10 protein-coding genes are annotated in these 12,656 nt (G+C 67.0%); 4 read left to right on the plus strand and 6 right to left on the minus strand.

The window, feature by feature from the left end; translation table 11 throughout:
• The first annotated feature begins 28 nt into the window (after positions 1-28).
• A complete protein-coding gene (locus ACPEH1_RS08760; RefSeq protein ID WP_017354326.1) occupies positions 29-703 on the plus strand; it encodes a response regulator transcription factor in 675 nt (224 codons plus the stop codon).
• Positions 704-727: 24 nt separating this feature from the next.
• Here ACPEH1_RS08760 and ACPEH1_RS08765 read toward each other — a convergent pair whose 3' ends face one another.
• The 4 genes from ACPEH1_RS08765 to ACPEH1_RS08780 all read right to left on the minus strand — a co-directional run bounded on the left by ACPEH1_RS08765 (position 728) and on the right by ACPEH1_RS08780 (position 7,706).
• Positions 728-4,063 carry a hybrid sensor histidine kinase/response regulator gene (locus ACPEH1_RS08765; protein WP_423715650.1) on the minus strand — a complete coding sequence of 1,112 codons (3,336 nt, stop codon included), beginning with the start codon at positions 4,061-4,063 and terminating at the stop codon, positions 728-730.
• 72 nt (positions 4,064-4,135) lie between these two features.
• Positions 4,136-4,621 (minus strand): MaoC family dehydratase, encoded by a 486-nt coding sequence (locus ACPEH1_RS08770; protein WP_423715651.1) that lies wholly within the window; start codon positions 4,619-4,621, stop codon positions 4,136-4,138.
• A complete protein-coding gene (locus ACPEH1_RS08775; RefSeq protein WP_423715652.1) occupies positions 4,618-5,496 on the minus strand; it encodes an alpha/beta fold hydrolase in 879 nt (292 codons plus the stop codon). The genes ACPEH1_RS08770 and ACPEH1_RS08775 overlap by 4 nt, the downstream gene beginning before the upstream one ends.
• Before the next feature lie 11 nt (positions 5,497-5,507).
• Positions 5,508-7,706, minus strand: coding sequence for a TonB-dependent receptor (locus tag ACPEH1_RS08780; RefSeq protein WP_423715653.1), 2,199 nt, complete (start codon positions 7,704-7,706; stop codon positions 5,508-5,510).
• Between the two features lie 157 nt (positions 7,707-7,863).
• Between ACPEH1_RS08780 and ACPEH1_RS08785 the strand changes: the two genes are divergently transcribed.
• Both ACPEH1_RS08785 and ACPEH1_RS08790 read left to right on the plus strand, forming a co-directional pair.
• Positions 7,864-9,267: a GntP family permease gene (locus tag ACPEH1_RS08785; protein ID WP_423715654.1), complete on the plus strand. Its 1,404-nt coding sequence runs from the start codon at positions 7,864-7,866 to the stop codon at positions 9,265-9,267.
• An 87-nt stretch (positions 9,268-9,354) separates the two neighbouring features.
• Entirely contained in the window at positions 9,355-10,359 is a 1,005-nt protein-coding gene (locus ACPEH1_RS08790) for an alpha/beta hydrolase family esterase (protein ID WP_026070479.1), read from the plus strand.
• A gap of 237 nt (positions 10,360-10,596) precedes the next feature.
• On the opposite strand, the gene ACPEH1_RS08795 is transcribed toward ACPEH1_RS08790, so the two are convergent.
• Positions 10,597-10,875: a hypothetical protein gene (locus ACPEH1_RS08795; protein WP_136004781.1), complete on the minus strand. Its 279-nt coding sequence runs from the start codon at positions 10,873-10,875 to the stop codon at positions 10,597-10,599.
• Positions 10,876-11,390: 515 nt separating this feature from the next.
• Here ACPEH1_RS08795 and ACPEH1_RS08800 point away from each other — a divergent pair.
• Positions 11,391-11,684, plus strand: a complete 294-nt coding sequence (locus tag ACPEH1_RS08800) for a hypothetical protein (RefSeq protein WP_017354334.1) — start codon at positions 11,391-11,393, stop codon at positions 11,682-11,684.
• 194 nt (positions 11,685-11,878) lie between these two features.
• Here the strand turns inward: ACPEH1_RS08800 and ACPEH1_RS08805 are convergent, their stop codons facing one another.
• On the minus strand, positions 11,879-12,640 hold the full coding sequence (locus ACPEH1_RS08805; protein ID WP_287251214.1) for a sulfite exporter TauE/SafE family protein: 762 nt from the start codon (positions 12,638-12,640) through the stop codon (positions 11,879-11,881).
• Positions 12,641-12,656 lie beyond the last annotated feature (16 nt).

Consider the following 12,656-nt stretch of genomic DNA (forward strand, 5'->3'; position numbering starts at 1 on the left):
GCGGACGATTTGCTAACCTCGGACGGACATGCCGACCCTCCTGATCGCCGATGACCACCCCCTGTTCCGCGCGGCGCTGCACCGCGCGGCAGAGGAGGCGGTGGCCGATCTGCAGATCAGCGAGGCCGATTCACTGCACGGCGTGCTCGAAGCGATCGAGGCGCAGCCGATCGACCTGATGCTGCTGGACCTGCACATGCCTGGCAATCACGGCCTCGCCGGATTGGCCACCATCCGTGCACTGCAGCCTGGCCTGGCGATCATCATCGTCTCGGCCAATGAGGAGCCGCACGTGATCCGACGCGCCATCGACCTCGGTGCAGCAGGCTATCTCCCCAAGAGTTCCGGGCTGACCGACCTGCAGGCCGCGTTGCAGACGGTGCTCGATGGCGAGCGCTGGATCCCGGCGTTGCTGCGCGAGCCGGTGGCGCGGGTAGCGCCCTTCAGCAGGGACATCGACCTGGCTGCGCGCCTGTCCAGCCTGTCCGCCCATCAGTACAAGGTGTTGAGCCTGGTGGCCGAAGGGCTGCTCAACAAGCAGATCGCCGATCGGCTGGGTGTGCAGTTGCGCACGGTCAAGGCGCATATGACCCGCATCATGGGCCGGCTCGGTGTGCGCAATCGTGCGCAGGCCATCCGCGTTCTGCACGAAATGGGCCTGGCCGATCCGTCCCGGCAGATCGACGAGGCGCAGGACGCCTGATCCACCGCGCGGCAGGTTGCCCGCTCAGGCCTTGGCCGTGGCGGGCGCTGCCAGCAGATGGTTGATCGCCCAGCGCAGCGCCAGAGGCTTGAACGGCTTGTTCAGCAGCGACAGGCCCGCCTCGCGTACGGCATCACGCGTGTCGCTGCCGGTATCGGCACTGAGGATCACCGTCGGCCGCGGCCCATGCACGGCGACCAGCCGCTTCCAGAGCGCGACACCGGTATCGCCCTCGTCTAGGTGGTAGTCGAACAGCCACAGAGCGGCTTCATGTGCAGAGGCATCCAGCGCCCCGGCATCGCGCACCGCGACGACATCGCAGCCCCACGCAAGCAGCATCTGCCGCATCGCGGCCAGCGCGTCGGGATCATTGTCCACCACCAGTACACGGGCGCCCTTGAGCGTGCCGGTGCCACCGGTGGCAACCTCGGCGCGGGGGGCAGCCGGCGGTGCCGCCCGCGCCACGGCAATGGAGAAGGCCGCGCCGCGGTCGAGCACGCTGTGCAGTTCCAGCGGCGCGTGCAGCAGGTCGGCAATCCGGTGCGCGATGGTCAGCCCCAACCCCAGCCCCTGGCCATTGCTGCGGTCGCCACGGTGGAACTCCTCGAACACTACCGCCTGATGCTCCGGCGCGATGCCCGGACCGCTGTCATGCACGCCGATCAGCAGCGTCCGGCCCTGGCGGCGCACGCCCAGCAGCACGCCGCCACGACGGGTGTAGCGGATGGCGTTGGCCAGGAAGTTCTGCAGCACCCGGCGCAGCAGCAGCGGATCGCTGTGCACCCAGGCGCGGGTGCGCACGTAGCGGAACTGCAGGCCGCGCGCGGCGGCCAGCACCGCAAACTCCTGTGCAAGCGGATCCAGGACCGACGACAGCGCGAACGGGCGTGGATCGGCTACCAGCCCGCCCGCTTCCAGCCGCGAAATATCCAGCAGGCCCGACAGCAGATCGTCGGTGGAATCCAGCGCACCCCGGATCTGGCGCAGGAAGCTGTCGAGAAACTCGGAGTGGATGTGCTGGGACATCGCATCGGTCAGCAGCTGCGCCGCATGCAGCGGCTGGATCAGGTCGTGGCCCACCGCCGTCAGGAAGCGGGTTTTGGCCACGTTGGCCCGTTCCGCTTCATGCACGGCTTCCTCCAACCGGGCGGTGCGATCCTGCACGCGGCGCTCCAGCGTTTCGTTGCTGCGCTTGAGGGCATCTTCGGCGCGGCGGAACGCGGTGACATCGGTGAAGGTAGCCACGTAGCCGCCGCCCGGCATCGGGTTGCCGCGGATTTCGACGATCGTGTTGTCCGGGAAGATGCGCTCGGCCAGGTGCGGGGTGCCGCGTCGCATGTGCGCGACGCGGCGCAGCAGGGCCTTGTCGGGCGTGTCGCCGGGACCCTCACCGATCTTCAGTTGCCCCAGCGCCCATGCCGTGAGGCTGGCCACCGGCTGGCCCACCTGCAGCAGTTCCGGTGGGAACTTGAACAGCGCGGCGTAGCGGCTGTTCCAGGCGACCAGCTGGAGCTGGGCATCGACCACGCTGATGCCCTGGCTCATGTTCTCCAACGCGGCTTCCAGCAGGCGCTGGTTGAAGCGCAGCGCCTGGGTGGCTTCGCCTACCGCACGGGTGACAACATCCAGCGGGGCCGCGCCGCCATCGCGTGCCGCCTCCACCAGCAGCCGCGCCATGCCCGCGCCGACCACGGCGGTCAGTTCGCGCTCGATCGCGGTGACGCGGTCGTCATCGAGCATCTGCCCCGCATGCCCGTCCATCAGCTGTCGTGCGCGCTCCTGGCCCAGAAAGCGACCGGCGGTCCTGCGCATCGCGGCCGCCGCCACCGCGTCACGCTGCAGGGGCATCGACGGGCGCACCGCGCGCGACACCAGCACCACCGTCGCCAGATTCACCGCCAGGCTCGCCCCCATGCTGATGGCGATATGGCCCGGCTGCATGCGCAGGGAGAACATCGCCAGCCAGTGCAGCCCGTCGGGGCCGGCTGACGGCGGCGGGGCAGGGATCACCATCGGCAGCAGCACCAGCCACAGCCAGACGACCGAGCCCAGCACGATGCCGGCGATGATGGCCGGGGAGGGCGTGCGCGGGCGGTACACCGCCAGCAGCACCGCCGGTGCCAGCTGCGACAAGGCGGTGAAGGACATCAACCCGAAATCGCTGAGGGCCTCGGTGCCGCTCATCGCGCGGCTGTACAGCCACGACATCAGGAACACCGCCAGGATGCCGGCGCGACGGAACGCCAGCACCCGCGGCCGCAGGTCGGCACCGGTGTCGCCGCGCTCGATACCGCCCAGCAGGCGCGAGCCCACACCGTGGTTGCCCAGCATGATCGACAGCGTCAGGCCGGACAGGATCATCATGCCGGTAGCCGCGCTCAGGCTGCCCAGGTACGCCAGCAGCGCCAGCAGGTGATGGCCGCGCTGCTGCGGGAGGGCCAGCACATACAGGTCCGGCGACATCGTCGCCGGCAGCTGCGCCGCACCGGACAGCGCCATCGGCACCGACGGCAACCCGATCAGCAGCAGGTAGAGCGGAAAGAGCCAGCGCGCTGTCTTCAGGTGCGACGACTGGCGCAGTTCCACCACCCCCACATGAAACTGATGCGGCAGGGTGAACGCCGCCATTGCACCAAGCGCCACCATCGTGAGGAAGTCCGGGATGATCGCCGGCGGCGGCAGATGCACCATTCTCTCCAGCAGTGGTGTGCCCGCCTGGTGCACCGAGACAGCGGCATAGAGGCCGATGGCCAGCAGCGCCGCCAGCTTCAGCACCGATTCCAGGCCCAGCGCGACCACGATGCCGCGGTTGTGCTCGGTGGCCGACGCCTTGCGTGCACCAAACAGCATGGTGAACGCCGCCATCGTGAGCGCAAACCAGAACGACATGTCCAGCTGCCAGCCACTCGCCGCGAAATCATCGCCGAGCAGGGCGCCGAGCCCCTGGCTGACGGCCTTGAGCTGCAGCGCGATGTACGGAATGATGCCGAACAGCGCGACCAGGGTGATGGTGACGCCCAGCCCTTGGTCGGTGCGCAGCCGCGCCACCACCAGGTCGGCGATGGTGGCGCTGTTGTGCTGCTTGGCCAGCCGCCCGAGCCGTGCCAGGAAGGGCAGGCCGAAGCCGAAGATCAGCGCCATGCCGATCAGCGTGGGCGGGATCGGAAAGCCCCACTGCACGCCCTGAGACGCCGCGCCGTAGTAGGTCCATGCGGTGCAGTGCACGCCCAGCGACAATGCATAGATGGCCGGCCACACCTTCGCGAGCCGATGCCCCTGGCGCTCTCCCCACAGGGCGACGCCAAACAGCAGCACGGTCCACGCAATGCAGGCGAACAGGACGATGGAGGGCGTCAACATCACTCCAGTGTAGAGAGAACCCCGGCCGGCGTGCAGCAGGCCGGCGCCGCGTTGCGGGAGAGGGCGTCGCCGCTAGGGAGCGGCGACGATCAGCGACAGCTGCTCGGCCACCAGGGCCACCGCGCCGCCAGGCATCACCTCCACCGCCTTGTGCTGGGTCAGCAGCCACTGCCCGGGCTGGCGCGCCTCCAGCGACACCAGCCGCGACCGTACCCGCACCTCTGCGCCACTCGGCACCGGCGCAAGGAAGCGCACCGTGTTCAAGCCGTAGTTGAGTACGTGAGCAATGCCGGGGAAGCCCGTCAGCGCCGCCACATCGTCTTCAACGGTCAGCGAGAGAAGCAGGAACCCATGCGCGATCGTCTTGCCCCCCGGCAACCCGGTCTGCGCCCGGGCCGGATCAACATGGATCCAGTTGTGGTCGCCGGTGGCGTCGGCAAACGCGTCGATGCGCGACTGCGCAATGCGCGTAACCCGGCCCAGCCGCTCGCGCTCCGCCCAGTCCCGTAGCGCCTGCAGCGCCACGGGCAATGCCTTGATCGGCGCAGTCGAACTCATCGCACGCCCTCCAGCAGGGCGAGGATCGCGTCGCGCGCCTCCGGTTCGGAGAGGGTGGGCGCGTGCCCTACGTCCGGTACTTCGACCAGCCGGGCAGTTGGCGAGGTTGCCGCCATCTGACGTGCCACCTCGGCGGGCAGAATGTCCGACAACGCCCCGCGTACCACCAGCACCGGCACCCGCGCCGTCAGCCTGCGCACCGCGCGCCACAGCACCGGGCGCAGCAGCCACAGCACCCAAGGCCGGGTGGTGCGGATCACCGCCGGGTCGTAGTCCAGTTCCAGCAGACCATCGTCGCGCGGCCGGAAGGTGCGTGTGGCCATCGCCTGCCAGTCATCGGCGGTGAAGCGCGGGAACGCGGCTTTGCCGATGGAGGCCACATAGGCGGTGGCCTGGTCCAGATCCATCGGCGGCACGGGCTTGCCGGCATACGTTCCGATCCGTGCGAGGGCCTCGCGCGGCACCTTGGGGCCTGCATCGTTGAGCACCGCCGCAGCGACCAGACCCGGTGCGCGCGACGCGAGGGTGAGGGTGACCAGCACGCCCAGCGAGGTGCCGACGAACACCGCCTTGTCGATGTGCTGCGCGCGCAGCAGCGCCACCATGTCGTCGGCATAGGCACGCGGGTTGTAGCTGGACGGGTCGGGCGCCCGCGCCGACCCGGCACGCCCGCGCAGGTCAACGGCAAGCACGCGCCACCCGGCGGCAGCCAGTGTTCCGGCAAGGGCATCGAAGTCGGCGGCATTGCGGGTCAACCCGGGAATGCAGACCACCGTGCCACGGGGCGGCTGTCCTGCGGCCGGTGCATGGTCGCGCGCGTGCAGGCGCAGGCCATCGTCGCTGTTCCAGTACAGATCATCATGGGACTGCGTCATGCGGGTGCCTTCTAGAAATCGTAACGGACGCTGAGACTGTACTGGCGCGGCGGGCCATAGAAGCCAATCAGCGTGCCGGCCGCCGGAATGTTGTAGCCGGTGGTGCGGTACGCCTTGTCGGCCAGGTTGTCGCCCTGCAGCGAGAAGGTCCACGCGTCGTCGAGCCGCCAGATCACCCCGGCATTGACCAGGCCGTAGCCCTGCTGACGGATCACCGGACTCAGATCCGTGGTCGGCCATACCTCGCTCTGGTAGCTGTAGCCCACCCGTGCGGACAGGTTGCCTCCCCTGGCCAGGTCGGTGCGGTACTCCACATTCAAGGCACCGGAAACCTTTGGCGCGTTGGTGAACTTCATCTGGTCGGCAACGTTGAGGCCGCGGTCCATGTACTCGTCGTAGCGGGTGTGCAGCCAGGCCAGGTTGCCGGTGACGAGCCAATGCCGGGTCGGCAGGTACTGGTACTCCACTTCCAGGCCGTTGATGGTGCCGGCCCCGGCATTGGTGAAGTCGCCGAAGAAGGCATCGTCCACGCCGTCGCCATTGGTATCGATACCCGTGAACACCGACAGCTGGATGTCCTTGTACTTGTTGTGGAAGGCCGACAGGTTGAGGAACAGGCGCTGGTCGAGAAAGGCCATCTTGCTGCCGACCTCGAGACTGTCCACGGTTTCGTCATCGAATGGCTCGGCGGAGCGGGGCACCGCCACGGCATTGGCGCGGATGTTGTACCCGCCCGACTTGAACCCACGGGTGGCCAGGCCGTACACCATGATGTCCGGGGTGATCTGGTAGTCCAGCGACACCTTGGGCGAGACGTTCCTGAAGCTGGTGGTCTTGTCGAAATCGGCTGCCACCGCCACAGGCCGGGTGAACGTCGCATCGGCATAGAAGCGGTTCAGCACGATCGCGCGCTTGTCCTCGTCGGTGTAGCGCGCGCCGAGGTCGAGCTTGAGCGTACTGGTCAGGTCGAATGTCCAATCGGCATAGAGCGCGATGCTGTCCGTGATCACCTTGCCCCGGGTGTCGGCGAACTGCAGATTGAAGAAGTTGTTGCGGATCTGCCCGCCAGCTTCGCCGCTGAACTGGTACAGACCCACCACGCCGCGCACACGGCCGCCCGCATCGTAGTTGAGCTGCAGCTCGTTGCTGACCTGGTTGTCGGTATAGGTACCGCCGACATCGGCCACCTTGACCGGCGTGCTGTCGAAGTCGATGTTGGCCTCGCTGTCGGATTCGCGCTTGGCCACCACGTACTTCACCGCCACATCTTCACTGGGCCGCCAGTTCACCGTGGCCGAGGCGCCCTTGGTTTCCACGCTGTTGAGATTGCGCATGCCCGAGCGGATGTCGTAGCGGTCGTCCATCGGCGGATACGCCGGGGTGAACGGGTTGGGCGCCAGCATCTTTGAGCCCCGCATGCCGGATTGGTCGTCGATCCAGTCCAGCGCGAACTGCACATCCACATCATCGCCCGCATACGCCCCCAGGTTCAGGCGCGCCGCATTGATCTGCTTGTCGCTGACCGGCTGGCCGTTGAGCCTGTTCTCGCCGAAACCATCGTGGTTCAGGCTGGCCACCGCCACGCGCGCGCGCAGGCCGCTGTCGGCACCGCCCAGCGGGCCGCCGATGGCGGCCTTGGCATCGAGCTGGCTGTAGTTGCCCACGGTGATCTGGGCAAACCCTTCGGTCTGGGTAGGCAGGCCGCGCGAGATGTACTTGATCGCACCGCCGATGGTGTTCTTGCCGTACAACGTACCCTGCGGTCCGCGCAGCACCTCGATGCGCGACACGTCGAAGACGTCCAGCAGGGCCCCCTGCGGGCGGGCGATGTAGACGTCGTCCAGATAGATGCCCACACCCGGATCGGCCCCCCAGGTGGGATCGGACTGGCCAACGCCACGGATGTACGCGGTGACCGTGCTGCTCGCGCCGCGCGCCGCGTAGATGGTCAGATTGGGCACCAGCGCATCCAGATCGCCGATGTCCTGCACGTTCATCCTGTCCAGCGCTTCGGAGGTAAAGGCGGTCACTGCCACCGGCACTTCCTGCAGGGTTTCCTCGCGCTTGCGGGCGGTGACCGTGATGCTGTCCAGATTGGTGGGCGCAACAGACTTGCCTGCCGTCGGTGCGGCCTGTGGCGCCTCCTGGGCCAGTACCGGCCCGGAGGCCAGCAGCGCGCCGATCATAAGACCCAGACAATTCCGTTTCATTCGGTCCTCCCCCAAGGCATGTGCGTCGCAGGTGGCCCTATGCCACCCATGACGCCTAGGCTAAGGGTGCCGCGCTGCGGCCGCGAGTGGACCTAGGTCCAGTCGGCAGCGGCCGTCAGATCCGGATACTGGGCGCCTCCTCATCTGGAAGCGCCGCATGTCGTTACTGATCGTACTTGCAGCGCTGGCCTTCCTCATGCTGGTGGCCTACCGCGGCTACAGCGTGATCCTGTTCGCGCCCATCGCCGCGCTCGGTGCGGTGCTGCTGACCGATCCCTCGCTGGTGGCACCGATGTTCACCGGCTTGTTCATGGACAGGATGGTCGGCTTCCTGAAGCTCTATTTCCCGGTATTCCTGCTGGGCGCAGTGTTCGGCAAGCTGATCGAACTGTCCGGCTTCTCGCGTTCCATCGTCGGTGCGGCGATCCGGCTGTTCGGCCCGCAGCGGGCGATGCTGTCGATCGTGCTGGTGTCGGGCCTGCTCACCTACGGCGGTGTGTCGCTGTTCGTGGTGGTGTTTGCGGTGTATCCCTTCGCTGCCGAAATGTTCCGCCAGAGCAACATCCCCAAACGCCTGATTCCGGCCACGTTGGGCGTCGGCGGCTTCAGCTTCACGATGGACGCGCTGCCGGGTACGCCGCAGATCCAGAACATCATCCCGACCGCGTTCTTCGGCACCGATACCTGGGCCGCACCGGTGCTCGGCATTCTCGGCAGCGTGTTCGTGCTTGCGGTGGGCATGGCGTACCTGGAGTGGCGCCGCCGCGCGGCACTGCGCACGGGCGAGGGCTACGGCGACCCGGCCACGCTGGTGAACGAACCGACCCCCTTCGCCGGCACCCAACTGGCCCATGCCGGCATCGCCATCCTGCCGCTGGTGCTGGCGTTCGTGTCCAACAAGCTGTTCACCCTGGGCATACCGCAGTGGTATGGCGGCGAACACAGCTTCATCCCCGCGATCCTGGGCAGCGCCGCACCCGTCGTGCAGGACGTACAGAAGATCGGCGCCATCTGGGCGGTGGTGGGCGCGCTGCTGGTGGGCATCCTGTCGGTGCTGGCACTGGCCTGGCGCCCCGTGGTCACCCGGTTCGCCGACGGCACGCGCACCGCGATCAGCGGGGCGGTGCTGGCTGCCATGAACACCGCCTCGGAATACGGCTTCGGTGCGGTGATCGCCGCATTGCCGGGTTTCATGGTGGTGGCCAACGCATTGGGGTCGATCCGGGACCCGCTGCTGCATGAAGCGGTCACGGTCACCGGTCTGGCCGGGGTGACCGGCTCGGCCTCCGGCGGCCTGAGCATCGCGCTGGCGGCGATGTCGGAGACCTTCATCGCCAACGCGCAGGCCGCCGGCATCCCGATGGAGGTGCTGCATCGCGTCGCCTCGATGGCGTCCGGCGGCATGGACAGCCTGCCGCACAACGGCGCCGTCATCACGCTGTTGATGGTGACCGGGCTGACCCATCGCCAGGCCTACAAAGACATCTTTGCGGTGACCCTCATCAAGACCCTCGCGGTGTTCGTGGTGATCGGCATCCATTACGCCACCGGCTGGGTTTGATCGCGGCGTCGCTGCACCCTCTGGAAGGCTGGTCCACGAGGTTTCCCGGTATTCCTTCATCCACGACTCACCTGAGAGGAGCTGGTCATGACATCTGGAATCGGTTCAATCAAGGCAGCCATGCGCGTGCTGTGCGCCTGGCTTGCCACGGCAGGCAGTGCCGTTGCGGCTGGGCCCGCCGGCCATTGGGACATCGGTCTATACGGCAACCTGTTCGGCAGTCGCGAGTACCAGGTATGGGTGCCCGCAGACTATCAGGCCACCCGGCCGCTGCCCCTGCTGCTGGTGCTGCATGGCTGCGTTACCGGCCCCAACCTCATGGGTGAGGCCTCCGGCTTCAACGACGTCGCCGATACCGAAGGTTTCATCGTGGTCTACCCGCGCCAGAACGTCACCGCCAACCCGGCGCGCTGCTGGAACTGGCAGCTGCCGATCAACCAGGCGCGCGGCAGCGGCGAGGCGTCGATCCTGGCCGGCATCGTGGACGCGGTGAAGGCCGGCTACAGCGTGGACCCGCGCCGGGTCTACGTCACCGGCATCTCGGCGGGCGGCGCGATGACCTCGATCATGCTGGCCTGCTACTCGGATGTCTTCGCCGCAGGCGCGATCCATTCCGGGGGCATGTACAAGGGCGCTACCACGGTGTCCGGCAGCGCCTACGCGCTGTTGGCGGGCAGCATCTACCCGCCGGACAGCAACGGCCGGCTTGCCTGGCAGTGCGCCGGCTCGCCGTCGCCTCGACCGATTCCGGTACTGGTGTTCCACGGCACCGCCGATGCCACGGTGAACCCGGTGAACGGACAGCAGGCCGTCCGCCAGTTCCTGCAGACCAATGATCTGGCCGACGATGGCGTTGACAACGATTCGGTGAAGTACGTGCCAACCAGCACCTTCACCGGACAGGTGCCGGGTGGGCGCACCTATACGCTGGATACCTACACCTACGGTGGCCGGACGCTGGCGCAGCACTATGTCGTGCAGGGGATGGGGCATGCCTGGAGCGGCAGCCAATCCGGCTTGCCATTCACCGACCCGCAGGGGCCGGACGCCACCCTGATCACCTGGCTGTTCCTGAAGGATCACCTGCGCTGAGCAGCGCGCCAGATCCGTCACGCATAACCGCCCGAGATCCTCTGCCAACGCGGGACGACCAGCGCGAACGGATGGGCGGTACGCTGCAGGCGACATATCGGGAAGGTGAAAGGTGCTACGACTCCCTCGCCATCCTGGCGGGGGAGATCGCCCACAGGAGGCCCACCATTCGAGCCCCCCGCGCAGCGTGGCGGCCTCAATGGAGGTCTACCGGGAACACGGGAGAGAAACGTCCGCTCAGCCGGGCAACGTACATTTCATCTTGCCGTCAACATAGTACGGCTTGGGCACGTTCGGGCTGTCGCTGGTCTTTTCGAAGACCACCTCGAACGACGCCGCATCGGGCGAGCCGTTCCGCTCGGTGCATGCGTCCTGGAGCTTCTTCTTTACCGCCGTGATGCCGGCATCGCGGTTGACGCCGTCGGCACTGTTGGTGAGATTCACGGTTTCAGCCGACGCAGCGGCACTGAACCCAATCAGGCAGCCGGTGATCAACAGGGTGTGGAGCTTGGTCATGGTGCACGTCCTTGCAGAACGGAATGGCATTCCAGCATAAGGCGGGCGGGTGAAGACGTCGTCGTCCAATGCGGAGGAGCGGCAGGCGCAGGCGTGCGCTCCAGTGGCGCTGCCAACGGGCGCAGGGATTGGTCGATCATCGCCTGTACCCGATGGCAGGCAGGCTGGAAGAAGGGTCATTCCGGGTGGCTGTGGCGGCGTTGATGCACGCGACGCATGTCGGGAGCCAGGTCGCTGCGACCTCCACCGATGGCGCTGGATGGGTCACCACAAAACGCTTTTGACCGCTCAGGGACCGGTGCGCTTCAGCGGCAGGAGCAGGCCGTGCAACGCCGCGCACACTTTCTGAGCGTTCCGGAACAGAGCGCGTACCCGCCGCTGGCTAGAGTGCAATCGCCGCTGACAGACAGGAGCCCAAGGCGACAGGAGGGATCGCAGCGCGCCGGTACCGGCAGGTCAACACGCTACGGCGTTGCCGGAAGACAGACTACTCACACGAACCGAGGGGAAACACCATGAAATCGATCATCCTGGTCGCGGTACTGCTGTGGGCATCCATCGCGACTGCCCACGCGAAGCAATGCTATGAGGCCCAGGCAACGGTGAAGCAGGCGGCGCCGTCGGACAAGTGTACGCAGACCGAAAAGGGCTATGCGAACACCGGCAAAGGGGTGCTTACGCACGAAGGCTGCACCGCGGCAAAGAGCCAGGCAGCAACCAAGCTGCGGGCCCGGCTGCAGGAGTCGTGCCGGGCCTATGTCCAGACCTATGACAAGTGCAGTGTCATCGACGTCACGTCCTGCAGCTGAAGCGCGGACCATTGCCAGGCTTCCCGGGCCTCAGGGCCTGGGAAGCCTGCGCTCGCCCTGGCAGGGCAGGCCCTCCGGCTGCCGGAACGGGACTGCGGCCAGCGTGGCGACGCGTGCCGCTATTGGCAACCACGCGGCGCCTGGTGGAGCATGATGATGGCGGTGGACACGATTCCCCGATCACCCGGGACACGTTAGAGGACCCGAAAGAGCGTGTAGGCGGCCGTAAGGAGGATGAGCGACGCCAGTACAATGTTCAGCATGCCGCGATGCTGCGCCAGCGAGCTGGATGTGCGCGCGCCGATGATGCCGCCCACGCTGCCGGCAACGACGAAGACGGCGGCGAGCGGCCAGTTCACCAGTCCGGATGATGCATAGTTGATGGCGGTCGCCAGGCCAAAAGCGGAAACAGCAACGAGAGAGCTGCCAACCGCGGCGAGCACGGGCATTCCGGTGGCCGCCACCAACCCGGGGACAACCAGGAAGCCGCCACCAATGCCGAAGAAGCCGGAGAGTGCTCCAGAAGACGCCCCCAACCCGAGCAGTGCCGGTGCGTTTCCTTTGCTGAGCCGGACGCCTGCATCGCCTGCCGCATTGCGTTTGCGCAGCATGAGCATGCCAACCGCGATCATGAGCAGGGCAAAGAGGAGCAGCAGCCGCTGTCCGTCGATGGCCTTGCCCAGCGTTGAGCCGAGATACGCACCCGCGACACCCGCCAACGCGAAGACGGATGCGCACGGCCATCTCACGTTTCCCTTGCGGGCGTGCACGAAGAGATTTGAAAGTGCATTGGCAGCAACCGCGAGCGCGCTCGTGCCAATGGCGACGTGAGGGTCGTCGATACCCACCAGGTAGAGCATCAGCGGGACAGCCAGGATCGAGCCACCTCCCCCGACCAGTCCGAGTATGAAACCAACGAGAATGCCGGAGAGTCCACCCAGCGCGAGCTGCAGCAGGGAGAGGGTTTGCATG

The sequence above is a fragment of the Stenotrophomonas sp. NPDC077421 genome, from assembly GCF_049545505.1.
GTDB classification, from domain to species: domain Bacteria; phylum Pseudomonadota; class Gammaproteobacteria; order Xanthomonadales; family Xanthomonadaceae; genus Stenotrophomonas; species Stenotrophomonas nematodicola.